Genomic DNA, 24,811 nt, shown 5'->3' on the forward strand with positions numbered 1-24,811 from the left:
GGGCTCGATCACCCAAAGATGCTCCGGTCTCCCGTCCGCCACCGCACCTGCCTTCATAGCAGAGTCGGCAAGAAACAAGTTACAAGATGTCCGGCAGGCGGATGAGGGGCAGCGCCGACTTCGGCAATCAGCCGAGCGCTACAGCGCCAGCTTGTAGCCGAGATGACTGGCGGTGAAGCCGAGGCGCTCGTAAAAAGCGTGAGCCTCCCGTCGACCTTTGTCCGTGGTGAGCTGGACGAAGCTGCAATTGCGCGAACGGCATGTTTCAATCGCCCATTCGATCATCAGCTTGCCGACGCCGCGCGAGCGCCATTGCCGGGCGACGCGAACGCCTTCGATCTGGCCGCGCCAGGCGCCTTTTCTCGAAATGCCTGGAAGGAAGCTGAGCTGCAGCGTTCCGACCACTTGCCCGGCGTTGACCGCGACGGCCAGCAACTGGTTGGGATCGGTATCGATTGCGCTGAAGGCATCGAGATAGGATGGCGCAAGCGGCGTGGACGGGTCTTCCCGGTTCGCGCCGAGCACATCGTCGGCAAGCATTGCAACGATCGCCGGCAGGTCGGGCGCTTGCGCGCGACGGAATTTGATCTCGCTCATCGCGTGGAGACATACGGCGCGGTGTCGGCGATCGCAACATCCGTTTTGCAAGGAGGCCCGCGCGCCTTCAGGTCGCCTCGAGCGCCCAGAGGCGGTGGCCGTAGCGGCGGAAGAAGCGGGCGAAGAGGCGCTGCTGCCTGGCGCGGGTGAGGTCGGCGGCGCGCCTTTCCTGTCGCCAGTGCGGCATGTTGCGGAACATCGACAGGAAGCGGGCGGCATCCTCGAGTGCCTCCTCGGCTGACTGCGCCGGGCGGATCGCCGCCAGGAACAGAGCGCGGCTCGGCTTCATCCGGTCGATCGCCGCCTTGCGCTGGCGATGACCCTGGCGTGCCTTGCGGATGCCGTCCTGGCGGATGGCCGCGAAAGCGGCAAGCATGGCCGGGCTGTCGCCGCTATAGCCGCAAGCATGGGCGAACTGGGCTGGGTCCATCGTCATTCCCTTGCTGCCGGCCGGCCGCGGTTCTGTTGCTCGCGCCGATTCCAGTCCTCGCCACGTATAAGCATAACTCAAATAATTGAACAAGTGAAACTTTCACGTTGATGTAAGCGGAACCGACTCGACTCCGCTCCAAAATCCGATAATGTTGCGAACAAAGCAGGAACAACGATGGGGATAACCATGGCATTGGCAGGCAAGGAAGCGACGATCGCCGATGTTGTCTCGATTGCCGTCGAATGCATCGACTGCGGCCGCAACAGGTGGTGGAAGCCGGCCGAGCTCAAGCGGCATGGGGTGATGCCGGAGACACCGCTGGCCGCACTTTCGGGGCGCCTGATCTGCAAGGCCTGCCGGGCCGACGGCCTGCCGGGCGCCGCCGTCTCGATCCAGGCCGCCTTCATCGACGACCGGCAACGGACCCGCGCCGAGGCGCGCCTGCTCAATGGTCGAGAGCTGCAGTCGAGGCGGGCTTGAGGGCGGGCGTGCTGCTCTTCCCTTCTCCCCTTGTGGGAGAAGGTGGCCGAGCGAAGCTCGGTCGGATGAGGGGTGTTGGACGGATCGCTACCTTGATGGCGTAAATGCTTAAAAAACGCTTCTACATTTCCTCCGCCGCGTTCCTTCCAGCACCCCTCATCCGGCTCGGCGCTGTGCGCCGATCCACCTTCTCCCACAAGGGGAGAAGGGAAAGCTCCCGCCTCAATACCCCAGCAGTTCCTTGAGCGGGATGACGCGGAAGACGTTCTTGATGGCGTAGCGGTTGAAGGACAGCGTCTTGGGCGGGTTGTACTGTTCGACGATCAGCTCGGCGGCGGTGCGCTTGACCAGCTTCTTGATGAAGGCTTTGCCGTTTTGCTCGTTCTCCTCGGGCAGGGTCTCGATCACCACATGGTCGCCGGGCAACGCTTCGCGGCCGCCGCAATAGATCATCTCGCCGGGCTCGTAGCGCGGCACCATCGAATCGCTCAGCACGTGTAGCGCAAACACATTGCGCAGATGCCGGATCCCCGGCGGCCGCTGGACATAGCCGGCCGGCTGGCCGTTGAAGGTGAAGTCGCCATCGTCGCCGCCGACGGCGGTACCGAGAAGCTGGATGTCCATCGGCCCGGCGGGCAGGGGGCCGGGATCGGTGACGATCTCGGCATCGGCGACCGGTCCGGCATCTTCGAGGAAAACGACCTCGCCCTTGCCGAGCGCCACCGGGTCGACGCGCAGGAAAGCGGCGGTCTTCAAAAGGTTCTCGGTCTTGGGCAGGTTGCGCCCGGTCTCCCAATTGCCGACGGCAGCGACGTCGGTGTCGTTGTGCTCGGCAATGTGACGCATCACCAGGCCGCGCTGCTTGCGCGCCCGGCGGATCGCCGCTCCGACCTTGATCGACAGTGCAGTTTTCGCCATGGCTCCATCTGAGGCATAAGATTCGGTTTCGTCTATGCAAGAATCGCTTGCATTATGATTTGAGTTATGCTCTTATGTAGGCATGCACAAGTCGCTTCGCCAGCTTTCGGTCCTTGAATCCGCCGTTCAGCGCGCCGGCAGCGCTCGCCTGGAGGCGGTAGCGCTACCGATCGCCGAGGCCATGCATGTGCCAACCCTTTCCCCTTCGTCGCGGCTGTCCTCCTCCCCGGCCGGGACGATGCCCGAGGCTCGCGCCTCGGATCCGGCAGCGCAAGCGGCCGGAACGGCCGGAGCCGTTCCCCTCACGACTCCGGCCACGAATTGCCTGCCGGCCGGCAATGCGGAAGCCGCGGTTTCCTGCATCCGCACCGAAGACGGCACGGTCATCGCCTTCGACGAGCGGACGGGCAAGGCAGTGTCCGGCGCAACAAGGCAGGCGGCCGAGATGAAGCGCGATCGCAGCAGACCACGCGAAGGCTGACCGGCTTTCGAGCCTGAGACCGGCGAAGCCGGCGCCGCACACAACCATTTTTGCAGGGAATGAAACATCATGGCCGCCCGCTATTCCGCCTCGGAACTGGAACAAATCGAGAACTGGCTGACGAGCGGACTGTCGGCCGCGAAGATCGCCACCCGGTTGACCGCGCTGCGCGGCCGCCCGGCCTCGCGTGCAGCCATCATCGGCATCGTCCACCGCACCGCCCGTTTGCGCACCATCGGCCTTGCCAGATCGAAGGGCTGGTGTGGCGGACGCTCTGGCGGCCGGCTCGGAAATTCGGCGCCTGAGCCATCCAGCACTGCTGATCAAGCGGAGTCGGCTCCGAAGGCCGAGCCACGCTGCCGCCCGGCAAGGCTGTCGGCCAGGCTGGCGCCGCCGGCCTGGCAGCCGGGTCCGGCTCGGATCACCGGGACCGATGGCGCACCGCTCGAAATGCCGGCGCCGCGCCCGATCGCCGCCGGCGGCCGCCAGCCGCATTTCGCCGCCATGCGCTTCATCGATTGCCTGTTCGAGCGCTGCCGCGCGCCGCTCGACACGACGCCGCAGGAGGATGCGGAAAACGACGCTCCCGGCAGCCGGCCAGGTTTGGACATGCTGTGCTGCGGAATGCGCACGAACCCATCGAAAAGCTACTGCGCCTATCACGCGGCGCGCTTCCTGCGTACGCTGCCGGCCGAAGCGATTTGAGCCCGCTGCAATGAGGCTGGAAGTTAGCCAGAGCCCGACGACCAAAACCCAGGAGGACCGAGCCGATGAGCACCAAAACCGCCCAAAAGGTCAAAGCCAGGCCACCGAGATTGCCGAAAGGCGAGGCTGAGCAGGTGCGCATCCGCAAGGAGATCGGCCATGATTTCGCACTGAAGGACGACCGGTTCGGCCGCAAGCGGCTGGCGAAGGGGACGCAGGAAGGAGCGCGCCTCTATGAGGTCTCCAATGACGGCCACACAGCGACCGGCGGCATCGTGCGGGTGCGCAACGTCGACCCGCTGAGCGGCCTCACCTCGCTGTCGCGCCAGCAGCGCGAGGCGGGCATGCGCTACCGCCAGGATTTCCGCAACTCGTCCGAGGCAACCGCCAAGCCGATGGCCTGGGCCGAGCGCGTCGACGGCGGCCGCACCGGCAGCGGCGTCGCCGAACACATCCTGTCCGCCGGCCGCGACCATGCCGAGGCCACCAGGGCGCTTGCCCACTGGGAGATCGCCGGCATCGTGCAAAAGGTCTGCTGTGCCGACGCAACGGTCAAGAGCCTGGCCGAACAGGCCGGCGAGCCGCGCGACGTGGTGGTGAAACTACTCAAGATCGGGCTCGACATATTGGCCGTGCATTACGGCATGATGCTGATGCGCAAGCCGAGGTGAGAAGCCCCGCCGATCCGGCCGGCACTACCGGCCGGATCGATCCGTCAACGACGGCAGACACGGATTCTTTCGATAATCCGGTGGTGATGACGCCAGTGCCTGATGACTTCGGTGTGGCAGCGCCGGTGGTACCGGTACCGGTAGCGCGGCGCGTAGTCCTCGTTATAGACATCATAGCGGTAACGGGGAACGTACTCATCGTCGTAATCGGAATACCGATGGTGGCGATAGTAATAGTCGTCGTCGTCATAGCCGTTGCCGATGCCGATTGTGACGCTGCCGCCGGCATTCGCCGGGCCGATCACGGAAGCCGCCGATGCGATGGCGATCACCGAGGCAAGCAGGAGCTTCTTCATAGCTACCTCCTTCTTTAACGTCCCTCTAATAGAAAAACCCCCGAGGGGCAGCCTCGTTCCATAGATTGGCAAGATGTAACGAACGGACGAGCCCGAAGTTTAGCGCCTGCTGGCGCGAAAACGCCGCTGGCTGCGCCGGGGTCGGATCGTCGACGCAGCGTGGCCGCTCCTCTCATCAAACAGCGGCAATCGCGCGTCAGTCCCGTTTTTTGCCGACGTCTGCCTACAGAACATGGCCCAATTCCAGCAAAACGAACGCGGTCGCACCCAGCACAGCGAGGGCGTAGGCCGCATAAAGAACAAGCAGCATTACCTCAAAGTCCCGGACGAAGCTTGCGGCAATCCTGGTCTCCTTAGGCTCTGCTTTCTCGATGCGGTCGGTTTCCAGCTCCTCCGTTGCCACGACGAGGCAGACAATCCTGTCGTTGTCGGCCGCCTGCAATATCCGTTCCGTCAAATCGACTGCAATCACTGGATCATCGGCCAACTGATCCCGCGATAGCCGGCTTTCAGTGACGGTCTGGATTTCACGCTTTCTCACGCACGCATAATTGCGTTGACTAAATTAGGTTCCACTAAAATATATAGATTGCCTCGACCCGATCACGACGTGGTGAGGCGTGAGCCCAGCTGGGCGGGGAACCGCCGCCCGAGGTCCGCATTTGTCGACTGTCGGGGCGAATCGCGATCCGCATCCTCCGATCAAAGGGCGCGGGCTTCTTCATAGGCTGCTACGATGCGCCGGTGCTGGTAGATCGCAATGCTAAAGCCGCCAAACCTTCATATCGCGAACGCAGCGCCGACGTCTTCGGTGCTGACCGGTTATGACGAAGATCGCATGCTTACTTATATCCGGCTGCTCGACGCTTCGGCGGAAGGAACGGACTGGCGCGAGGTCGCCCGCATCGTCCTGCATCTTGATCCGGAGCGGGAGCCGGAGAGGGCTTTCCGGGCGTGGGCGACACATCTGGCGCGTGCACGATGGATGACCAGGAAGCGGAACGAGTTGCGGCAGTAGCATAAAGAGCGGTGCGGACGAGCATCCTGACATTTAAGCGGAACTGCCGTTTCGGTCTGGCCGTTGAGGGAGAAGGCCAACATGGAAAAGCGCCCAATGACTTCTTGGCGAGCCAATACTTTCGAGCTGTGCTGCCTTCTTGCAGTTCCGCTGTCGCTTCTCCTTACCGTTTTCCTGGCGGGTCTCATCCTTAGCTGACCCCCGCATGGTTGCTTGCCGAGGGGCTGAGTCGTGATCCGACAAGATCCGGAACCGTTACTTTACAGCCGCCGCCATCACATCCGAAAACAGCGCCCGCTCCACCGCCGGTTCCAGCGTCTCCGCAAAAGGCGTTGCCAGGTGGTGGCGGTCGCGGAAGGCTAGTTTGCCGTCGATGAAGACGTGGCAGGTGGTCTGGTCGCAAAAGCGGTCGGTCATGTCGATGTAAGCAGCGTTCGGTGTCGAGCGCACGATATCGCGCTCGATGGTGGCGATGTCGTCGTTTGCCGCCATGATCCGGGGCGTGTCGCATGTCGCGGGCGTCTGGCCCCGCCACAGCGCCCGCGCCACGCATTTGTCGGCGTAGCTTGCATTGTAGGGAACGTCCCTGATGACCGCGACCTTGATGCCGGCCTGGCTGAAGGCCTGAAGCGTCCAGGTGAGGCCCGTCCGCCACTGCGCTTGCCAGTCGGCGTGCTTCAACTCCTCGGGCGATTCCTTCATCACATTGCCGATCGAGAACTCCGAGATCACCACCAGTTGCGGGTGGAGCGCGATGATGTCCTTGACCGACTGCTCGCGCCATTGGTCGCATTCGGTGTAGTCGCGCTTCAGCCGCCAGTTCCAGGTCGTCACCCGCGAAGCCCGGCAGGAGGATTTGAGAAAGGTGACGACGCGAAAGTTGTTCTTCTCGGCCGCCTTGATCAGCGGCGTCGACCAATGGTCGGCATGCGAGTCGCCGAACAGCACGACCGAGCGCTGGGCATCCTTGCGGCCGAACATGCAGGGTTTTGGCTTGACGGTCTCGAAATCGAGCACGCAGCCGCCATTGCTCGCGCGCACAGTGGAGAGCTGCGCGGCGCTGTCGGCGATGACGTGCTGTTCGGGGCTGAGATTGTGCTCGGCAAAGCGCGCATTGCCATAGGCCGCGACCACGCCGGCGCCGGTCAGCGCGACGGCGGGCACCAGCGCCCGCGCTGCTCCGGCCATCAGCCAGCCGTTGCGGCGGATCGGGTTCTCGATGAAATGATAGGTGAACATCGACAGAAACAGCGTCAGCGCCGCGCAGGCAAGGCGGTCCAGGATGGACAGGCTGGGAACCACCATCGCCGCATAGACGATGACCGGCCAGTGCCAGAGATAAAGCGAATAGGACAGCCGGCCCAACCATTGCATGGGCGGCAGCGCCAGCAGGGCGCTCGGCAGATTGCGGCCGCCGCTGCCGCTGAGCAGCAGCAGCACGGTGCCGACAACAGGCGCCAGCGCATTCACCCCGGGAAATGGCGAGTCTTCGTCCAGCATCAGATAGGCCCAGGCGATCAGCGCCAGACCGAGGCATGCCTGGAGCGTGGCCAGCAGCGGCCGGTCGCGCCAGATCTTTGCCGGCGCCATGGTCGCGAGGCCGCCGGCGGCGAATTCCCAGGCCCTGAGCGGCGAGAAATAGAAGGCCCAGGGCTGCGACACTTCCGTCAGCCAGGCGCAGGCGGCGAAGGAGGCCGCGCCGGCGACGCCGATGACGATTATAGCGGCGCGCTTGCCGGGACGCAGCCAGGCGGCGGCAAGAAGCAGCGCCGGCCATGCCAAATAGAACTGTTCCTCGACCGAGAGCGACCAGAAGTGGATGAACGGGTTGTTGGTGGCGTCGGCGGCGAAATAGTCGAACGACCAGCGGATCAGCCAAAGGTTGATCATGTAGGCGGAGGCGAACATGGCGCCTTTCGAGTAAAGCGCCTGTTCCTCCGGCGACAGGATGAAGTAACCCGCGAACAGCGTGGCGAGGATGACGAACAGTGCCGCCGGCAACAGGCGCCGGGCGCGCCGGGCGTAGAAGCGCCAGAGGTTCAGCCGCCCGGCCTCGGTGATTTCCGTAACCAGGTGGCGGGTGATCAGATAGCCGGAGATGACGAAGAAGATGTCGACGCCGGCAAAGCCGCCGGGCAGGCCGGACAGACCAAAATGGAAGGCGATGACACCCGCCACCGCCAGCGCGCGCAGCCCTTCGATGTCAGGCCGAAATGATGCCGACACAATCACCTCATGCTAGGAATGCCCACCTCGCAGAGGCTCGACCCGATGCGACGATATTGCAATGCAACAAATCTAACGCAGTGCAACATAGGGGGAGGGCGCGGCTCCTCCAGTTCCTCGCGTGGGCGGTTCACTCACACGAGCGATTCGAGAGCCATGGAAGCGAAGCGAAGGGTGCCGAGGCGATCACGCCTTTTTCAAAAACTCGGTCTTCAGCACCAGGCCCTTCACCTGCCTGGTGCTGCATTCGATCTCGCCGGGATTGCCGGTGAGGCGAATATTCTTCACCAACGTGCCGCGCTTGATCGTCTCCGACGTGCCTTTGACCTTGAGATCCTTGATCAGGGTCACGGAATCGCCCTCGTGCAGCGCCGTGCCATTGCTGTCTCTTATGATCGCGTCGGTCATGGCAGGTCTTTCGTGGGACTCCGGTGGGAGGTGGTCGGGCCAGTCCCCGGCCTATCCCACGCTCGGCGACAAGGTCAAGCGTCAAGCGGGGTCAAGCGTCAAGCGGGGTCAAGCGTCAAGCGGGCCGTCCGCCAATACTATGCGGGAACGGCCGACCGGAAAACCCAGGTTGCAAGCAGACGGTGCCCCTGGACCATAATGTCATTGCCGCTCCTGCCGGCGTCGCGATTTCAAATGGCTAGGCACCCGCCGGTATGAGTGCGGACTGGAAGGTCGCGAAAGGGCCGCCCGCCCTTTCGCTTGGCCCCCATTTCGCTTGGCAAGAAGCGGACGGTTACTTGTTGAGCTGCTTGGCCATCTTGCAGAAGTCGGCATGCATCTTGGCAATGCCTGCGTCGCTGCATTCCTTCAACATCATGGCCCGGTCGCTCGTGGACATGGCCATCCATGCCGCCTTGAATTCGGCTTCCGACTTCATGGTCTTCATGCCGGCGTCGGTGAAGAAGGGCGTCATTTTCTGCGGATCGTCGAGCGCCGAAGTGCCAGTGGCACCGGCGGCAAGCGCTGCGCCGGTCATCATCGAAAGCGCTATCGCGCCCATGCAAAGCGTCTTGAAGTTCATGATCATTCCTCCTGAGCTGCTGCTTTGAGGTTGTCCATCAGCGATCTACGAAGGAACGGTGTTTTGACCCAAAAGTTCCACGTTCTGGCGCAGACATGGAACAGGATTGCCCGTGACGTCATTAATGCAAAAAATTCTACCATGACTGAATTTGCCGCGCTGCCGACCAGGGCAATCGGCGTCCAGCTGGGTGAGACGCTGCGAAGTTGCAGGCCGGCTCAATATGCCCGATCATGGCGACGGCGGAGCGGAGGTATCAAGTGGCGGCAAATCGTCGAAACGACGCGCACCTGTCGGAGCCCCGGCGGGCGGGCATCGTTTCCGCGGCCAGGGCGCTTCCGCGCACATCGTTGCCCAGCGTAGCGTCGGTCGTGACGGCCGTCGCGGCGCTCTATTTCGGGCGCGAGGTCTTTCTGCCGATCGCAATCGCGCTGCTGCTTACCTTTGCGCTCGTGCCCATGGTGTCGGCACTCAAGCGAGCCGGCATCCCGCGTCTTCCGGCCGTGATCGCCAGTGTGCTCGGCGCATTCACCGTGCTGGCGCTGTTCTCCTTCATCGTCGCCACGCAGGTCAGTGAACTGGCGCAGAACATTCCGCTCTACCAGGCGAATATCCTGACCAAGGTCCGGTCGCTCAAGGAAACCGGCGTCGGCGGCGGCATCGTTTCCAGATTGAGCCGGGTGATCGAACGCGTCGGCCAGGAGCTCGACAGACCCGAGCCCGTGCAACCCGCCGCCGATCAGCCTCCGCGGGAACCGATCCCGGTCGAAATCGTCGCGCGCGAACGACCGCTCGAGGTTCTCCAGAATCTGATCGGCCCGCTGCTGAGCCCGCTGGCATCGGCCGGACTGATCGTCGTGGTCGTCATATTCATGCTGCTCGAGCGGGAGGACCTGCGCGATCGCTTCATACGCCTCGTCGGCTATGGCGATCTGCATCGAACCACCGAGGCGCTGCAGGATGCCGGCAAGCGCGTCGGCCGCTATCTGCTCATGCAACTGGTCGTGAACATCGTCTATGCCGTCCCGATTGCAATTGGACTTTGGCTGCTGGGCATACCCAATCCATTGCTGTGGGGTTTGCTGGCGCTGGCGCTGCGCTTCGTTCCCTATATCGGCCCGGTCATCGCGACGCTGTTGCCTCTGTTCCTGGCGCTTGCCGTGGCGCCCGGCTGGTCGCTCGTGCTCTGGACCGCAGGGCTTTTCGTCGTGGTCGAACTGATCACCGGCAACGTGATCGAACCCTGGCTCTACGGCTCGCGCACCGGGCTGTCGCCATTGGCCATCATCGTTGCGGCGATATTCTGGACCTGGCTCTGGGGGCCATTGGGCCTGGTTCTGTCGACGCCGCTCACGGTCTGCCTCGTCGTGCTCGGCCGCCATGTGCCGCAGTTCGAATTCCTCGACGTTCTGTTCGGCAACGAACCCGTGCTCGAACCGCACGCCCGGCTTTACCAGCGGCTGTTGGCCGGCGATCCCGAGGAAGCGACGGACCATGCCGAGGAGATGCTGGACGAAGAATATCTGGTCGAGTTCTACGACAAGGTCGCGATTCCCGCACTTCTGCTCGGCGAGCAGGACCGGGTGCGTGGTGTGCTGAGCGACGAGCAAAGACAGCAGGTCGCGGGCAGCGCGCTGACGATGGTGGCGAACCTCGACGACAGCGCGCAGGAGGAGGCGGAAGCGGACGACACGGCCGCGGCCGAGGACAACGGCTCACGCGAGGACAAGCACATTCAGGGGGAGGTTCAGGGCGAGGAGTACACCGAACTGCCGGATGGCACGGGCATGTCGGTGCTGTGCGCCGGAGGGCGCGGCGAACTCGACGACGCGGCGGCCGCCATGCTGGCCCAGGTGCTCGAGGTCCAGGGCGCTACGGTGTTGAGAGCGAGCTTCGCCGAGATGGAACCGGGGAGCATTCGCCGCCTTGAGCTCGACGCCGTCGATAGTGTCGTCATCGGATTTTTGAACCGGGATTCCGTCAAGCACGGGCGGTTCCTGGTCCGTCGGCTGAAACGCACCAAACCAAGGTTGCGAGTGGGCATCGTGTTGTGGTCGGAAGCCGACAGCGACAACCAGGAGGCAGATGCCAGATTGGCCAACGAGATCAACGCCGATTTCGTCGCACATGGCATGGTAGACGCGGTGCTCGGTGCGTTGTCCAGCGCTCCGCCGGTGGCGCTGAAGACCACCGCCAAACGCCGCATGCGCCGCCTGACGCCGGCGCGCAAGAAAGAGCCGCTCGCCGCGGCAAAATGAGTGCGGCGAAGACTGCGGCAGGTCGGGTTATTACCGCTTTCGCGAAAGTGGTAATAACGAAACGGATCAGGTTATCTTCGCAAGGTCGCCCTGAACCGTCCGCCACGGCAAACGGCGCCAACCATCATATAGTCCAGAAATAGCGCACGGTATGGAAGAAGACCGGGGCGGCGAAGACCAGGCTGTCGGCACGGTCCATCATGCCGCCATGGCCTTCGATCAGATGGCCCCAGTCCTTGACGCCTTGATCGCGCTTGATGGCGGAGGCGACCAGCCCGCCAAGGAAGCCCATCAGGCAGGCGATGAAGGCGACGCCGGCTGCCTGCAGCGGCGAGAACGGCGTCAGGAACGACAGCAGCGCGCCGAGCAGGCTCGATGCCGCCAGCCCGCCGACCAGCCCCTCCCAGGTCTTCGACGGCGAGACCATCGGCGCCAGGAGATGCCGGCCGAACAGCTTGCCGAAAATATATTGCAGCACGTCGCTGCCTTGCACGGTGATGATCAGGAAAGCGATCAGCAACAGGTTGCGGCCTTCGAAGCCTGGCACCTCGAGCGTCAGCAGCGCCGGCACGTGGCTGACGCAGTAGACCGAAATCATCACCGCCCATTGCTGCGCCGAGACGCGCTCGAGAAAGCGTTCGGTGTCGCCGTGCAGCGCGGTGATCGCCGGCATCAGCAGGAAGCAGTAGACCGGGATGAAGATGGTGAACAGGCCGTACCAGGCGGTCCACACCAACCAGTACTGGAACGGGATGACGATGCCGAACATGCCGAGCAGCACCCAGTGGTCGCTGCGGCGGCTGTGCGTCAGCGTCACGAATTCGCGCAGCGCGGCGAACGAAATCAGCGCGAACAGGATGGTCATGCCGGGGCGGCCGAAGAAGAAGGCGACGGTGATCGCCACCACCATCACCCACCAGGCATTGATGCGCTGGGTGAGGTTGACCAGCGTCGGCGACAACGGCTTTGGCGCGCGCCATGACAAGACGCCGGCGACGACGCTGGCGCTGATCAGCACCGCCAGCAGGCCGACAATCAGAATGAGGGTTTCGTGCATCATCGGCAGCATTTTGCCTTGGTCCTCAATCGTCTCGCTGCGGCCGGGGGTTCAGCGCCAGCAGCGTTTCGCGGGCGCGGTCGAGAAAGGCGCGGCGTTCCTCACCCGGTTGAATGGCGATCGGGGCGCCGAAGACGACGCGGCAAAGCAGCGGCACCGGCACGAATTGGCCCTTGGGCAGCACCCGCGACATGTTCTCGATCCAGCACGGGATGAGCTCGACATCGGGCCGCGCCATCGACAGATTGTAGAGGCCGGAGCGGAACGGCAGCAGCGGTTCGTCGGTCATGTTGCGCGTGCCTTCGGGAAACAGGATCAGCGAATGGCCCTGGTCGAGCACCGACAGCATGATCGAGATCGGGTGCTGCGTTTCATCCGTCCACTGCCGGTGGATCAGCACGGAAGACAGCATGTCCTCGGCAATGAAACGGCGCAGCCGCGTCTTGCTCCAATAATCGGCGGCCGCCACCGCATGGGTACGGGCGCGCTCCTTCTCGCTGAGGCAGGCCGACAGCAGGATGAAATCGCCGTGGCTGGCATGGTTGGCGAAGTAGATACGCTGCCGGTCCGACGGCTGGCTGCCGTTCCAGATCGGCCGCACGCCGGTGACCACCCAGGCCAGTGCCGACAGGCCGACCGAGGTCACCGTCTGCAGCAGGGTATAGGTGCTGACGCGAAGCTTTGTCATGGACGGGCTCAAAAGAATGCCGCGACGACCGAGGCCGCCGCGAACAGGCTGAAGGCGATACGCTGCTTGGCGAGCAGACGGCGCGTGCCGGCCATCCGCTGGTCGAGCGAGCGGCCACCGGCCGCCGTGGGTTTCAGCCGCATGCGCGCCAGCAGGCCGTCGATCGCCGCACCGCCGCCTGCCTCGCTGGCGTGGCTGGCCATCAGCCGGAACAGCAGCGCGTCGAACAAAAGCAGGGCCGAGAGAATAATTGTGGCTATGGCACCCGCGGCGGCGATCAGCCAGGCCGCCGCGGACAGCGACGATGTTTGCGGCGCAGCCGCCAGGCCGATGGCCGGCGCCGCCAGCAAGGCAGCAGCAATCAACAGCAGCGGCCACGCCACCTGCACCATCAGTCCGGCGGCGAACGTCTCGGCCTTATCTCGAAAAGCGGTCATGTCGCCGCGTCCATGCCAAGATGCACAGGCCGGCCGGCGGCAGCGAGCTTGCCTTGCGCCTGATCCGGCGTGGCGGCCCGGCCGCTGGCGACCAGCCATTCGGCGACGACGGCGGCGCTGCGCTGGAAGCCGAGCGCACAGCAGACCAGCACCGTGCCCTTGCTCTGCGCTGTCTCGATCGCCGCCACCGCTTGCGCACGCGCCTCGCGAGACGGCGGCAAAAGGTCGACCATGGGCAGGCTCAACCATCGGATCGAGGCGCCACGCGGCCGTTCCAATTCGCCGGCAAGGTCGATCACCGTGCCAAAGGCATCGGCCTCGGCGGCGGTCGGAAAACGGCCAAGGGAAACACCGTCGGCGATGACGATCTGCGCCGGGAGCTTTCGCGTCCATGCCCACACATTGACCTTGGCGGCAACCCGGTAGGGCCACAGCAGAAGACGGCTGGCCAGCGACACGCGGCCATCGGCTGTTTTCTGGAACACCTTGGCGCCGGCGCCGGCATAGGCGAAAGCGACTATGGCCAGCGCCAGTGCCGGCCACAACAGGATGAGCCATAGCGCCGAGACCAATGCGCCGGCAGCAGCGCCGGCCAGCGCAAAGGCTGCGCCAAGCGCATAGAACAGCGCCAGAAGCCGCGCTTTCGGGTCCGCGGTCAGGCGGAAGCCGGCGAAAGGCAAGGCGCCGTCGCGCGGAAACAGCCACAGCGCGAAAAGACCGAGCAGCGCGCCGGTCGGTATGTCGATGAAATGGTGCTGCCACGTCGTCAGCACCGAGGCGCCGATCAGGAAACACCAGACATGCCAGGCGACGCCGGCGATGCCGGCCAATCTGTGACGCCAATGGTCCCAGATGATGACCAGCAGCGCGATATGCAGCGACGGCGCCTGGTTGAAGGGTTTGTCGAAGCCGCCGAGTACGGCGAACATGAAGCCGGGCAGACCGCTCGTCTGCGGGCGCACGAACGTGGCAGTCAGCGGGAACAGGATGAAGCAGGCGACGGCGACGATCTGTGCCGTCAGATAGCGGCCGGCGAGGCGGTCGACGCCGCTCTTCGAATTGTTCAACAGCAGCGACAAGCCGTAGAACAGGTTGATCGACCAGTAGGGCACGATCGTCCAGGCAAGGAACGGGATGCCATGCTCCCAGCCAAAGACGATGCTGCCGACGTCGTCGCGCCGCGACGCCAGCCAATTGGCGAAGCCGTAGGTGGTGTAGAAGAACGGCGCCAGAAATGCCAGCCACAATGCGGCGCGCAGGACGATCCCGGGATACGGCTCGCGCGGCAAGGCCGGAAGGGCAGGGGCATCGCGAGGTGAGGCACAGGCAGGCAGGTCCATGCTCAGACGCGCCGCGCGACCGAAACGGTGAAGATGCCCCACTGGTCGATGCGCTGATCGAGCTTCTCGAAGCCGGCGGCCGCCACCAGCTGGTCCATCTCGGCCTGCGTGCGGCGGCGCATCACCCAGGCCTGGCCGCCGCGGTGCGAGGTCAGGCTGCGCGCGATCATCTCGAGCTGCGGATGCCAGGGCTGGTTGGTGTAGACGAGCAGGCTTCCGGGCTGCATGGCGCTGGCCAGTCCACCGAGCGAGCGGGCGATCATGGCATTGTCGGAAAACAATTCGTAGAGCCCCGAGACGATGGCGAGATCCGGCGCCAGGTCGAGCCCGGCCAGCATCGTGGCGTCGAAGGCGTCACCTTGATGGAACGAGACGGTCGCCGGCAGATGGCGCTCGGCGATCAGCTTGCGGCCGAGCGAGACGTTGAGCTCGGAGAAATCCTGCAGCCGTACGCTTGCCGGCGGCGCGGCGCCTTTCTGCACGGCATCGAGCACGTAGCGGCCATGGCCGGCGGCGATATCGACGATATGGACCGGCCGGCCGGCGGCCTTGAGCGTCTCAACGGCGCTGCCGATCAGCTCCTCCAGATGCAGCTTGCGCTGGCGGATGCCGCGCCAGCCGACGGCATCGAGAAAGGTGCGGTCGATCATGCGGCCGATGGGGCTGATGCCGCGCGCCTCGTTCTCATAGACATAGTCGAGCGTCGAGCCGGAATCGAAGCCGGTGGCAATCCCCGTCTTCATGCCGGACGACAGCCAGGCGCCCATGCGGATCGAGGCGCGGCTCATTGCCCAGTAGAGCCCCCTGGGAGACAGCAGCGGCAGCGGCGAGGCCAGCCGGTCGGCCTCGTCGCGTGTGTAGCCGGCACGGTCGGCCCCGGTCAGGTCGACCGGCTCTTCCGGCGCCGCGAACTGCTTTTCGAGGAAGGGCCTGATCAGGTCGAGTGCCTTGTGGCGGTCGCGCTCGCCCAGCGTGTCGTGGAAGAAGCCGGGCAGCACGTGCCGCTCCTTGGCCGGGCTCGCCAGATTGACGAAGAATTCGTGCTGCGGTCCATGCCGCACCACCCAGTCGCTGCCGGAGATCAGAAGCTGTGTCGGCACGGTGATGGCGCGGGCGTCGGCGACGATGCGCGCGGCATGATCGTAGAGCTCGACCAGGATGTTGGAGGCGATCGGCCGGGTGATCAGCGGGTCGGCGTCGAAGGAGGCGATGCGCTCGGGGTCATGCGTCAGGAATTTCGCCTTGACGTAGGAATTGACGAAGAAGCGGCCCTTCAGCTTCTGCCACAACGCAATGCCCTGCTTGGCGAAGGGTACGTAGAGCTTGACCGAGAAGGCCGGCGAGGCCAGCACCAGGGCGCGAATGTCAGGCGCATAGTCATGCACCCAGGCGGCGGCAAGCACGGCGCCGAAGGATTGCGCGATCAGCGCGATGTCGCGCCGGGCAAAGCCGTCGCTGCCGATCTCGCGCACGAAGCAATCGATGTCGCGCACCAGCGCCGCAAACGACGGCGCATAGCCGCGTTCGCCGGCGGAGCGGCCATTGCCGCGCGCGTCCCAGGCATAGAAGGCGTGATCGGGCATCTGGAGCTCGTCGACCAGATGCGCCATGCGGCCGCCATGCTCGTGGCCGCGATGGAACAGCAGGATGGCGCCCTTGCGGTTTTCCGACAGCGCCGGCCAATAGCGGTAGAAGATCTCGGTGCCGTCATGGCTCTTGAAGCTGCGCTCCTGCGCCACCCGCTCGATATTGGCTGGAGCCACCGCGGCAACCGTCTGTTGGTGAAGCATGTTGTTCTCCCTGGCGAGACCGGAATTCAGCTGCCGCTCCCGTTAAGGCCGCTGCGTATCCGGTTGATGGCGGTCGCCAGCGAGAGTGTAGCCATGGCCGGAAACACGAGCGGCGTGAGCGCCGGGACCCACAGGCCGGACGCGATAAGCACGGCGAGGATGCCGAGCGCCAGCGCCCGGTCGCTTTTGCCGAACGGGCCGGCATAGTTGCGCCCGGTTCCGGCGGCGATGCCGAGCACGCCGGCGAACTCAGTGATCATAGCCGCGATCGCAAATGCAACGACACCCCAGGCGGGAAAAATGACGGCAAATGCCAGGATCAAAGCGAGGTCGGAGATCATATCGCAGAGCTCGTTGAGATACATGCCGAGCTTCGAGGCCTGGCCATGTTCCCTTGCGAGCATGCCGTCGATGGCATTCAGCGCCATTCGCGTAAACAGCACGAGCGGCATCAGCAGAAAGACCGCGCGATGGCCTGCAAGGACTGCCACCGCAAGGCCGGCGGCGAGCGAGAGGGCAGCGGCCAGCAGTGTGATCTGGTTGGCGGTGACGCCGGCCCTGGCCAGGCCATCGGCAAGCGGCCGCAGCCTGGCCTGGAAGGCCGGTTTCAGCGCATAAAGCGTCGGCATATGCGAACCCCCCGGCCGCGGTGCAAATGATGTTGGCGAGGATGGTCAATTGGCGCGCAAGACGCAAGGGCGGCGCCCTGCCACTTTTCGACATCCGGATATGTCGGCGCTAGCTTTCCCTGCCATTGTCGCCCGGGAACCGTGCGGGCAAGCTTTCTTCGGCCGCCGCCCAGGCGCGACTATGATAGCGCCGCAGGATGAGAATGCATGTCGCGAAGACCGCCAGCCCGCAAATCACGCCGGGCGACATGCCCCCGCCGAAAGCGGACTTAACAATGATGCCGGTGAAGACGCCGGCAATGGCGCCGTTGATCGTGCCCACCATCCCCGCGGTGGTCATGAAATATTGCAGCGGCGAGGGTCTGAGGCCCTTGTCGACCAGCACCGCCGAGGGGTCGTCATGCGTGGAATTGACGAGGTATCTTTGCAGGACCGGCGCCAGCTCGACGAAATAATGGCGGATCCTGGCCATGCCGCGGGCATGCACCATGTCCTCGATGGCAACCTGCACCGCGCGCACAAAGGTGACCAGTCCGATGAAGAAAAGGCAAGGCAGCAAGATCAGGCTGAACAACACGAACGGCCTGCCCATCTCCGTGACCTGCGCGACGAAGGACAAGGCAATCGTTGCGCTCGAGACCGAGGTCAGGAACAGATCGGCTCTCTGGTTCGCTTCCTGAATGGTCGCGGCGCGAGCGTTTTGCAGCACGAAATGCTCGGTCGTCAGGCACTGCAGGGCGTGCTGCGCCTGGTCAGGCGGAACCGGAGCGTCGGGAGAACGGGTCATCGACATTTGCCCGCTTCTGCCCGCCGGAACCGGCAGGCAGAAGGGGCGTCGTCCTACGAGCCGTCAGGACTTGCCGTCGCCGCCGGTGATGGCGATACGCTTGGCCTTTGCCTGGGCGCGCTCCGTCTTGGGCAGCGTCACGCTGAGCACACCGTTCCGGAACGCGGCGTTCACCTTGTCTTCGTCGACTTCGTAGCCGAGCGGGATACGCCGCTCGAAACGGCCATAGAAGCGTTCGGAGAACTGCCTGTCCTTGTCCTCGGTCTCTTCGCGCTTCTCGCCGCGCAGCGTCAGCACGCCGTCATCGAGCAGCAGCTCGACGTCCTTCGCGTCCATGCCGGGGATCTCGGCGGTGACGCGGATCTCCTTTTCGCCATCGGCGATGTCGATACTGGGCCAGCTGACGCGGGCAGCGGAGAAGCCACCGAGCGACGGCAGCCTCGTGTCGAAGCCGCGGAACGCCTCGTCGAACAGGCGGTTCATTTCGCGATGCAGGGTCAGGAAGGGATCGCGATCGGCGTCACGGAACAGGCTGGGGGTCTGATTGTTCTCCCGGCCCCAGGGAATGAGATCACGAATAGCCATTGCATAGTCTCCTTTCTCGACTGGTGCATTCAGGCAGCCTGCTTGTTTGCTTCGCCCTGCGCGACCTTCGGCCCGGTCTTCGGCGAGGCGACATCGGTCGCGATGGCGATGCGCCGAGGCTTCATCTCCTCGGGCACCTCACGTACCAGATCGATGCTGAGCAGGCCGTTGTCGAGCGAGGCGCCTGCGACCTTGACGTGATCGGCAAGCTCGAAACGGCGGGTAAAGGGCCGTGTGGCGAGGCCATGATGCAGATACTCTGCGTTGTCCGGCTCCTTATGCTGGCCGGAGACAATCAGGAGGTTGGGTTCATGGGTGATTTCGAGGTCGTCCTCGGAAAACCCGGCTACGGCGATAGTGACGCGGTAGTTGTTCTCGCCGCTGCGCGCGATGTCATAGGGCGGCCAGGCGTCGAAAGCCTGCGGCGCATTTTCCAGCAGGTTGAAGACGCGGTCGAAGCCGATGCTCGACCGATAGAGCGGGAAAAGTCGAATGCGGTTCTCATAGCTACATCCTCCATCGAGCAACATAGATACGAGGGGCGCCAAAGAGCTGGCGCTCCCTGGTTCCGCCGGCCCCATTTCGGCGACCGGTGCCTTCGATTTGGTTATTGTCCGCCGCAAGTCAAGACCCGGTGGCTCTCGCGTTGCCGGTTTTTCGGGCCGGTTTTCGGTCGGTTCGGCGAGGCTGCCAATCTCGCCACAAGTGGGGAGATGTCCGGCACGAGATTGCCTGTCTGGTTTCAATTGCCAACGCTGACTTCCCCGGCCGGTTATTGTCTGCAGCAGGTCAAGACCCAGATTTCTTGTGTTGCCGGGCCCGTTCCCGGCACTCGCAGATGGAGCTGACCATGACACGCGACGAGATCATTTCTGTGCTGGGCCCGGTCGACGAAGCCGTGATCGCCGACATTGCGGCGACGGACGGGACGGTCCAGGAATTGCGCGAGGCCCTGGCCTGGATCGCCGCCGACGAGGCGCTGGTGAACGAGGGCCGACCGCTGCCGACGGCAAGGGTAGCGACGCTGATCGAACTGCTGCAAGGGCCGGACGAGGAGGAATAACCGGCTGTTGCGCGATGCTCTTGAACCGCGCAAGGGGACGAACCATGTCCTTCAGCGGCGCCGGCCGGCCGCCGGTGCCGCCAGCACAACGTTGCTTGCTCAAACAAGAAGACGATCAGAAAACAAGGAGGAAGTGATGGACGACGTCCGCTTCGCCGAGCCGATCACGTTGAAATTCCAATCCAGCGAGCGCAAGGTCGCCAGCAGTTGGGAAGCCATCGAATGCATGCGCCAGCAGTGGCCGGACCGTGCACGCGGCCGGAGCTGGCGCGCCGCCTATCGGACCTGCCGCGACGCGCTCGACGGCTGGCGCACCGCGCGTGATGCGCGCAAGGCCTTCGTCAGGGCGGCGCGCAAGGCTGGATTGCTCGCCCGCAAGCCTGTCGACCACGCCGGCTAGTCCGGACGCCCTCCGATATTGTGAGATCCAAAACAAAGTGGGGGAGAGTCAGCTACCCCTCTCCCCCGCTTCGGAGGCACTTTGTTTGCTGTCTGGCGGCAGATCGGCTTGCTCCTCAGTGGACGGTGATAATGCCGTTTACGGCCCGCCATTCGGACGGTTGGATCAGACGGTGATGAGCCACGCGCACCGAATGCAGCGGGCCTTCGATCTCGCGCTCCCAGAAATCGAGGAAATGCTTCAGCGTCGGGAAATCAGGGGCGATATCGTATTCCTGCCAGATATAGAGCTGAAGCAGGCTTCGATGATCGGGCAGACGGTAGTGGATCTCCGCCGTGGTGAGGCCAAACCCTTGCATCTGGAGCTGAAAGTCCCTGCTGGTCATGCAATCCTTCCTTTCCCAATGAACCTCGGTCTGCAAAACGCCTCGCCTTCCACATAGGTTCCAGCCGCCGGCAAGCGGCTCAGGAGACGGACAGATTTGGAAATCCGGCCGGGTCATCGCGCCGGAAACGGCGAATGTGCGAACAATTACAGCGTATTGGCACTCTCAGGCGTCGAGTGCTAAAATTTTTGCATGATCCTCTTGAAAGCTGAAAAAAGCGCGACTAGTTCGTATGCGCGCGATGCCTGAAGAAGAGATCGCGCACCCCGTGCCGGGCCGATATTGCCGGTCCGGTCAGGAAGATGTTCGAAAATCTGTTTGTCCCGAGAGGAGAACGACATGGCGTTCCGTCCATTGCATGACCGCATCCTGGTCCGCCGCATCGAGGTCGACGAAAAGACCGCGGGCGGCATCATCATCCCCGACACCGCCAAGGAGAAGCCGCAGGAGGGCGAGGTCATTGCCGCCGGTCCGGGCGCGCGCGACGACAGCGGCCAATTGCAGCCGCTCGACGTCAAGGTCGGCGACCGCATTTTGTTCGGCAAATGGTCCGGCACCGAGATCAAGCTCAATGGCGAGGATCTGCTCATCATGAAAGAGAGCGACGTGCTGGGCGTGATCGAAGCCACGGGCGAAATGAAGAAGGCTGCCTGAGCGGGGCCTGAACAAGCATTCCAGTCAACGAAAAGCTGCCTATCGAGGAGTGTTCCAATGGCTGCCAAAGATGTGAAATTTCATACCGAAGCCCGCGAGAAGATGTTACGCGGTGTCGATATGCTTGCCAATGCGGTGAAGGTGACGCTCGGTCCCAAGGGCCGCAACGTTGTCTTCGACAAATCGTTCGGCGCGCCGCGCATCACCAAGGACGGCGTGACGGTGGCAAAAGAGATCGAGCTCGAGGACAAGTTCGAGAACATGGGCGCTCAGATGGTCCGCGAAGTTGCTTCGAAGACCAGCGACACCGCAGGCGATGGCACCACGACCGCGACGATTCTTGCTCAGGCCATTGTCAGGGAAGGGGCCAAGGCGGTCGCTGCCGGCATGAACCCGATGGATTTGAAGCGCGGCATCGACAAGGCGGTCGACGCCGTGGTCGCCGACCTGAAATCCAATGCCCGCAAGGTGACCAGGAATGACGAAATCGCTCAGGTCGGCGCCATCTCTGCCAATGGCGATGCCGAGATCGGCCGCTTCCTCGCAGAGGCGATGGAAAAGGTTGGCAATGAGGGTGTCATCACTGTCGAGGAAGCGAAGACCGCTGAGACCGAGTTGGAAGTGGTCGAAGGCATGCAGTTCGACCGTGGCTACCTCTCGCCCTATTTCATCACCAATCAGGATAAGATGCGCGTCGAACTCGAAGAACCCTATGTGCTGATCCACGAGAAGAAGCTGTCCAACCTGCAGGCCATGCTTCCTGTGCTCGAAGCCGCCGTGCAATCCGGCAAGCCGCTGTTGATCATCGCCGAGGACGTCGAGGGCGAGGCGCTGGCGACGCTGGTCGTCAACAAGCTGCGCGGCGGCCTTAAGGTCGCGGCCGTCAAGGCACCGGGCTTCGGCGATCGCCGCAAGGCCATGCTGGAGGATATTGCCATCCTGACCGGCGGCACGGCGATCTCGGAGGACCTCGGCATCAAGCTCGAGAACGTCACACTGGAGATGCTCGGCCGCGCCAAGAAGGTGCTGATCGAGAAGGAGAACACCACCATCGTCGACGGCGCCGGCCGCAAGGATGAAATCCATGCGCGCATCAGCCAGATCAAGGCGCAGATCGAGGAAACCACCTCCGACTACGACCGCGAAAAGCTGCAGGAGCGGTTGGCCAAGCTCGCCGGCGGCGTCGCCGTCATCCGTGTCGGCGGCTCGACCGAGATCGAGGTCAAGGAGCGCAAGGATCGCGTCGACGACGCCATGCACGCCACACGCGCGGCGGTTGAGGAGGGCATCCTGCCCGGCGGCGGCGTGGCGCTGCTGAGAGCGGCGAAGGCGCTCGATAATGTCGTCGTCGACAATCCCGATCAGAAGACCGGTGTCGACATCGTGCGTCGCGCCATCGAAGCGCCGGTGCGCCAGATCGCCGAGAATGCCGGCGCCGAAGGTTCGATCATCGTCGGCAAGCTGCGTGAGACGGGCGAGTTCGGCTATGGCTGGAACGCGCAGACCAACGAGTTCGGCGACCTCTACAGTCAAGGCGTCATCGACCCGGCCAAGGTCGTGCGCACTGCTCTCCAGGGTGCCGCCTCTGTTGCCGGCCTGCTGGTGACGACCGAGGCGATGGTGGCCGAGAAGCCGAAGAAGGAAGCTGCCGCACCGGCCATGCCCGGCGGTGGCGGCATGGACTTCTAAGGCCAGGCTTCCAAAGCGCGACTTCGAAACGGCAGATGGACCGTGCCCGCCAAAAGCGGGCACGGTCTTGCCGGTCCGGAACTAATGCTGAGCAGGTGTTGCCATGGATATGATGGACAGTTTTGGAAAGATCGCGGCGCCGACCCGCCCGAAAAACGATTTCAACTATGAAACCGACTGCAGGGCGGCGCTGGCGCCTTTGGTCGACGGCTTGTTGGATATGGCCGAGTCGGCCGGCTGGGACCGCCGCAAGGCGGCCTACACGCTGATGTTTCTGTCGGCTCAACGCGTGGGGGCCGGCACGGAGGAGCGCAAATGATCGCGGCGCGGATGCGCGAATGCCTGCGCCTGCTGCGTTGGTCGGAAACCGATTTCGCCGAAGAGGCGGGTCACCCGCTCGCCAAGGCAAAGGCGTGGCTCTACGGGCGCGAACATCCGCCGCTGGGCGTGGCGGCCTGGCTCGAGGCGCTGGTCAAGGGGCATCGGCTGCTGCCGCGGCCGGGCATGCAAGCCGTATTGCATTCACCGATCGACGCCGTCCTGCAGGCGGATCGAAGCGCCCGCGCGGTTGAGTTCCGCAAGCAGCCGATTGAGCCAGGAAAGGAGAGTGTCATGGATCGTGCTTCGTTCGACAAGCCGGTTAACATCCTCACCGGCCTCGGTACGCCGACGAAGATAGAAAGCGCGGCTGAGGCCTATGCGCTTTTGGCTGAGTGGCCGGCAACGAGCCGGACGGCCGCGCATGACATCGCCGCAAAAGCGTGCCGTGCAGCACTGGAAGGAGAGATCGACGCCGAGACGGCGCGCGCCACCTTCGTTGCCTTCGCCCGCCGCAACGACCTGCTTGCGCCGCAGACGAACGGGATGGTTGCCGGCGAGAGCGTTGCTGGCGCCACGGTTGCCGACTGGGCAACGCGCGCACAGCGCGTCAACGCCCCGGCCTGAGCGGTTGGAGAAGTCGCCAATCTCCCCCCTTGAGGGGGAGATGTCGCCGAAGGCGACAGAGGGGGTCGGTACGTCCTGGCGCGACGCCATGTTGGACGAAAGAGAAAGCTGGCGCCTCTGGCCTGCCGGCCATCTCCCCCTCGAGGGGGGAGATTACGCGCTCAGCCGCTTTCGCCTACTAAGCCATCGGTAGCAGCCGGCGCATGATCAGCGAGGCATGGCCGCCCACCCCGTGTGCAGCCGGCCGGCGCTCGACGACCTCGAAGCCGTGCTTGCGATAGAAGGCGATTGCGCGGTCGTTGCCCTCGGTGACTTCCAGGGCGATGCTGGGAATACCCGCATGCGCGGCAAGAACGGCATGCAGCAGGTCGGCGGCAAGGCCGGTGCCGTACTCGCTTTTGTCTATATGGAGCCGCTCGAGCATGACCTCGCCCTTGTCGTCCATCGCTGCCATCGCATAACCGGCGAGCGAGCCGTCCGGCCTTTCGGCCACGAACGACATCTTGCTGTCGTCCCCAAGCTCTTCCGTTAGCCGCTCCGGCGCATGCTTGTCATCCGACAGCCGTGCCGTCGTCTCGGCACCCAGGATTGGCGAATAGGTGTGTCGCCAGGACCCTCCAAACAGCCGCGACACCGCCGGAACGTCCTGTTCGGTCATGGTTCTTATTTGGGTCATTGGCACCTCGCCTCAGAAACCTGCCCCTTTTGAGCGGAGATGTCCGGCAAGACAGAGAGGTGCTGTCCCGCCGGCCCTGCACGGCTGAGTTCAGCGCACATCCGCGCCGGCCACCATGACTATGTGCTGGCAGACATTGTCGATATCGCGAATGACGTCGTCGTTCCAGAACCGCAGGATAGTCCAGCCCAGCGCTTCAAGCCGTGCGCTTCTGGTAGCGTCCGATATTGAGGCATCGGCCCGGGCATCTGGGAGCCATCCAGTTCGACAATCAGCTTTTTGTCCGGGCAGGCAAAATCGACAATATGGCCTGCAATTGGCATCTGCCGCCGAAATGCCAGCCCCATGAGTCGATGCGCCCTGACCTCATTCCAGAGCTTCAGCTCGGCATCCGTCATGGCCTTGCGCATCTTGCGCGCATTGCCGCGGTTACGGGGAGGTACGGGATAGTGATTCACTACTTCTATTCCTCAGCGCGAATCTTGCCCATCTTCTCTGTGCTGCGCTTGAACA

At 63.9% G+C, this 24,811-nt stretch carries 30 protein-coding genes and 2 pseudogenes; 12 read left to right on the top strand and 20 right to left on the bottom strand.

Annotated elements, in window-relative coordinates:
• Window positions 1–138 precede the first annotated feature (138 nt).
• Both NKI41_RS21815 and NKI41_RS21820 read right to left on the bottom strand, forming a co-directional pair.
• Complete coding sequence (locus NKI41_RS21815) at window positions 139–597, bottom strand: GNAT family N-acetyltransferase (protein ID WP_352685138.1); 459 nt, start codon at window positions 595–597, stop codon at window positions 139–141.
• 67 nt (window positions 598–664) lie between these two features.
• Window positions 665–1,033, bottom strand: coding sequence for a hypothetical protein (locus tag NKI41_RS21820; RefSeq protein WP_352472141.1), 369 nt, complete (start codon window positions 1,031–1,033; stop codon window positions 665–667).
• A 171-nt stretch (window positions 1,034–1,204) separates the two neighbouring features.
• Here NKI41_RS21820 and NKI41_RS21825 point away from each other — a divergent pair, with 171 nt between their 5' ends.
• Window positions 1,205–1,510, top strand: a complete 306-nt coding sequence (locus NKI41_RS21825; protein WP_352501226.1) for a hypothetical protein — start codon at window positions 1,205–1,207, stop codon at window positions 1,508–1,510.
• A gap of 222 nt (window positions 1,511–1,732) precedes the next feature.
• Here the strand turns inward: NKI41_RS21825 and NKI41_RS21830 are convergent, their stop codons facing one another.
• The gene (locus NKI41_RS21830; protein WP_352457320.1) at window positions 1,733–2,428 is read right to left on the bottom strand and encodes an XRE family transcriptional regulator; all 696 of its coding nucleotides are present in this window, start codon (window positions 2,426–2,428) and stop codon (window positions 1,733–1,735) included.
• 82 nt (window positions 2,429–2,510) lie between these two features.
• On the opposite strand from NKI41_RS21830, the gene NKI41_RS21835 reads away from it, so the two are divergent.
• From NKI41_RS21835 to NKI41_RS21845, 3 genes are all read left to right on the top strand, one after another.
• Window positions 2,511–2,909, top strand: a complete 399-nt coding sequence (locus NKI41_RS21835; RefSeq protein WP_352685140.1) for a hypothetical protein — start codon at window positions 2,511–2,513, stop codon at window positions 2,907–2,909.
• A gap of 69 nt (window positions 2,910–2,978) precedes the next feature.
• The gene (locus NKI41_RS21840) at window positions 2,979–3,614 is read left to right on the top strand and encodes a high mobility group family protein (protein ID WP_352685142.1); all 636 of its coding nucleotides are present in this window, start codon (window positions 2,979–2,981) and stop codon (window positions 3,612–3,614) included.
• Window positions 3,615–3,679: 65 nt separating this feature from the next.
• Window positions 3,680–4,285, top strand: a complete 606-nt coding sequence (locus NKI41_RS21845; RefSeq protein ID WP_352472136.1) for a DUF6456 domain-containing protein — start codon at window positions 3,680–3,682, stop codon at window positions 4,283–4,285.
• A 44-nt stretch (window positions 4,286–4,329) separates the two neighbouring features.
• Here NKI41_RS21845 and NKI41_RS21850 read toward each other — a convergent pair whose 3' ends face one another.
• Window positions 4,330–4,641, bottom strand: coding sequence for a hypothetical protein (locus NKI41_RS21850; protein WP_352467934.1), 312 nt, complete (start codon window positions 4,639–4,641; stop codon window positions 4,330–4,332).
• Between the two features lie 223 nt (window positions 4,642–4,864).
• Window positions 4,865–5,182, bottom strand: a complete 318-nt coding sequence (locus tag NKI41_RS21855) for a hypothetical protein (protein WP_352453504.1) — start codon at window positions 5,180–5,182, stop codon at window positions 4,865–4,867.
• 219 nt (window positions 5,183–5,401) lie between these two features.
• On the opposite strand from NKI41_RS21855, the gene NKI41_RS21860 reads away from it, so the two are divergent.
• Window positions 5,402–5,659 carry a hypothetical protein gene (locus NKI41_RS21860; RefSeq protein ID WP_352472134.1) on the top strand — a complete coding sequence of 86 codons (258 nt, stop codon included), beginning with the start codon at window positions 5,402–5,404 and terminating at the stop codon, window positions 5,657–5,659.
• Window positions 5,660–5,914: 255 nt separating this feature from the next.
• On the opposite strand, the gene NKI41_RS21865 is transcribed toward NKI41_RS21860, so the two are convergent.
• From NKI41_RS21865 to NKI41_RS21875, 3 genes are all read right to left on the bottom strand, one after another.
• Window positions 5,915–7,885, bottom strand: coding sequence for an acyltransferase family protein (locus NKI41_RS21865; protein ID WP_352685145.1), 1,971 nt, complete (start codon window positions 7,883–7,885; stop codon window positions 5,915–5,917).
• 186 nt (window positions 7,886–8,071) lie between these two features.
• Window positions 8,072–8,293, bottom strand: a complete 222-nt coding sequence (locus NKI41_RS21870; protein WP_023675660.1) for an alkylphosphonate utilization protein — start codon at window positions 8,291–8,293, stop codon at window positions 8,072–8,074.
• A 334-nt stretch (window positions 8,294–8,627) separates the two neighbouring features.
• Entirely contained in the window at window positions 8,628–8,915 is a 288-nt protein-coding gene (locus NKI41_RS21875; RefSeq protein ID WP_352472132.1) for a hypothetical protein, read from the bottom strand.
• 260 nt (window positions 8,916–9,175) lie between these two features.
• On the opposite strand from NKI41_RS21875, the gene NKI41_RS21880 reads away from it, so the two are divergent.
• Complete coding sequence (locus NKI41_RS21880) at window positions 9,176–11,173, top strand: AI-2E family transporter (protein WP_352685147.1); 1,998 nt, start codon at window positions 9,176–9,178, stop codon at window positions 11,171–11,173.
• A gap of 124 nt (window positions 11,174–11,297) precedes the next feature.
• Here the strand turns inward: NKI41_RS21880 and NKI41_RS21885 are convergent, their stop codons facing one another.
• The 9 genes and pseudogenes from NKI41_RS21885 to NKI41_RS21925 all read right to left on the bottom strand — a co-directional run bounded on the left by NKI41_RS21885 (window position 11,298) and on the right by NKI41_RS21925 (window position 18,991).
• The gene (locus NKI41_RS21885; protein ID WP_352685229.1) at window positions 11,298–12,233 is read right to left on the bottom strand and encodes a phosphatidate cytidylyltransferase; all 936 of its coding nucleotides are present in this window, start codon (window positions 12,231–12,233) and stop codon (window positions 11,298–11,300) included.
• A 22-nt stretch (window positions 12,234–12,255) separates the two neighbouring features.
• A complete protein-coding gene (locus NKI41_RS21890) occupies window positions 12,256–12,918 on the bottom strand; it encodes a lysophospholipid acyltransferase family protein (protein ID WP_031211476.1) in 663 nt (220 codons plus the stop codon).
• 8 nt (window positions 12,919–12,926) lie between these two features.
• Window positions 12,927–13,355: a hypothetical protein gene (locus tag NKI41_RS21895; protein WP_352685149.1), complete on the bottom strand. Its 429-nt coding sequence runs from the start codon at window positions 13,353–13,355 to the stop codon at window positions 12,927–12,929.
• Complete coding sequence (locus NKI41_RS21900) at window positions 13,352–14,695, bottom strand: phosphatase PAP2/dual specificity phosphatase family protein (protein WP_352685151.1); 1,344 nt, start codon at window positions 14,693–14,695, stop codon at window positions 13,352–13,354. The genes NKI41_RS21895 and NKI41_RS21900 overlap by 4 nt, the downstream gene beginning before the upstream one ends.
• A 2-nt stretch (window positions 14,696–14,697) precedes the next feature.
• Complete coding sequence (locus NKI41_RS21905; protein ID WP_352685153.1) at window positions 14,698–16,485, bottom strand: bifunctional alpha/beta hydrolase/class I SAM-dependent methyltransferase; 1,788 nt, start codon at window positions 16,483–16,485, stop codon at window positions 14,698–14,700.
• A 26-nt stretch (window positions 16,486–16,511) separates the two neighbouring features.
• On the bottom strand, window positions 16,512–17,114 hold the full coding sequence (locus NKI41_RS21910) for a CDP-alcohol phosphatidyltransferase family protein (protein ID WP_352501216.1): 603 nt from the start codon (window positions 17,112–17,114) through the stop codon (window positions 16,512–16,514).
• A gap of 109 nt (window positions 17,115–17,223) precedes the next feature.
• Window positions 17,224–17,907 carry a hypothetical protein gene (locus NKI41_RS21915; protein WP_352685155.1) on the bottom strand — a complete coding sequence of 228 codons (684 nt, stop codon included), beginning with the start codon at window positions 17,905–17,907 and terminating at the stop codon, window positions 17,224–17,226.
• A gap of 57 nt (window positions 17,908–17,964) precedes the next feature.
• On the bottom strand, window positions 17,965–18,486 hold the full coding sequence (locus NKI41_RS21920) for an Hsp20/alpha crystallin family protein (protein ID WP_352685157.1): 522 nt from the start codon (window positions 18,484–18,486) through the stop codon (window positions 17,965–17,967).
• Between the two features lie 29 nt (window positions 18,487–18,515).
• Window positions 18,516–18,991 (bottom strand): annotated as a pseudogene (locus NKI41_RS21925) (Hsp20 family protein).
• A 345-nt stretch (window positions 18,992–19,336) separates the two neighbouring features.
• Between NKI41_RS21925 and NKI41_RS21930 the strand changes: the two are divergent.
• Entirely contained in the window at window positions 19,337–19,549 is a 213-nt protein-coding gene (locus NKI41_RS21930; RefSeq protein WP_245274651.1) for a hypothetical protein, read from the top strand.
• Window positions 19,550–19,685: 136 nt separating this feature from the next.
• Window positions 19,686–19,949: a DUF982 domain-containing protein gene (locus NKI41_RS21935; protein ID WP_352501214.1), complete on the top strand. Its 264-nt coding sequence runs from the start codon at window positions 19,686–19,688 to the stop codon at window positions 19,947–19,949.
• A gap of 115 nt (window positions 19,950–20,064) precedes the next feature.
• Here NKI41_RS21935 and NKI41_RS21940 read toward each other — a convergent pair whose 3' ends face one another.
• Complete coding sequence (locus tag NKI41_RS21940) at window positions 20,065–20,334, bottom strand: usg protein (RefSeq protein ID WP_352457304.1); 270 nt, start codon at window positions 20,332–20,334, stop codon at window positions 20,065–20,067.
• 339 nt (window positions 20,335–20,673) lie between these two features.
• Between NKI41_RS21940 and NKI41_RS21945 the strand changes: the two genes are divergently transcribed.
• The 4 genes from NKI41_RS21945 to NKI41_RS33305 all read left to right on the top strand — a co-directional run bounded on the left by NKI41_RS21945 (window position 20,674) and on the right by NKI41_RS33305 (window position 23,622).
• A complete protein-coding gene (locus NKI41_RS21945; protein WP_352457303.1) occupies window positions 20,674–20,988 on the top strand; it encodes a co-chaperone GroES in 315 nt (104 codons plus the stop codon).
• 57 nt (window positions 20,989–21,045) lie between these two features.
• Window positions 21,046–22,677 carry a chaperonin GroEL gene (gene groL, locus NKI41_RS21950; protein ID WP_352472117.1) on the top strand — a complete coding sequence of 544 codons (1,632 nt, stop codon included), beginning with the start codon at window positions 21,046–21,048 and terminating at the stop codon, window positions 22,675–22,677.
• 103 nt (window positions 22,678–22,780) lie between these two features.
• On the top strand, window positions 22,781–22,996 hold the full coding sequence (locus NKI41_RS21955) for a hypothetical protein (protein ID WP_352472116.1): 216 nt from the start codon (window positions 22,781–22,783) through the stop codon (window positions 22,994–22,996).
• Window positions 22,993–23,622 (top strand): DUF982 domain-containing protein, encoded by a 630-nt coding sequence (locus NKI41_RS33305; protein WP_502901228.1) that lies wholly within the window; start codon window positions 22,993–22,995, stop codon window positions 23,620–23,622. The genes NKI41_RS21955 and NKI41_RS33305 overlap by 4 nt, the downstream gene beginning before the upstream one ends.
• 178 nt (window positions 23,623–23,800) lie before the next feature.
• Here NKI41_RS33305 and NKI41_RS21965 read toward each other — a convergent pair whose 3' ends face one another.
• Window positions 23,801–24,298 (bottom strand): GNAT family N-acetyltransferase, encoded by a 498-nt coding sequence (locus NKI41_RS21965; RefSeq protein ID WP_352685162.1) that lies wholly within the window; start codon window positions 24,296–24,298, stop codon window positions 23,801–23,803.
• Window positions 24,299–24,388: 90 nt separating this feature from the next.
• Window positions 24,389–24,756 (bottom strand): annotated as a pseudogene (locus tag NKI41_RS21970) (endonuclease domain-containing protein).
• Window positions 24,757–24,811 lie beyond the last annotated feature (55 nt).

The organism is Mesorhizobium sp. M0601, assembly GCF_040320845.1.
In the GTDB taxonomy this organism is placed as follows: Bacteria; Pseudomonadota; Alphaproteobacteria; order Rhizobiales; family Rhizobiaceae; genus Mesorhizobium.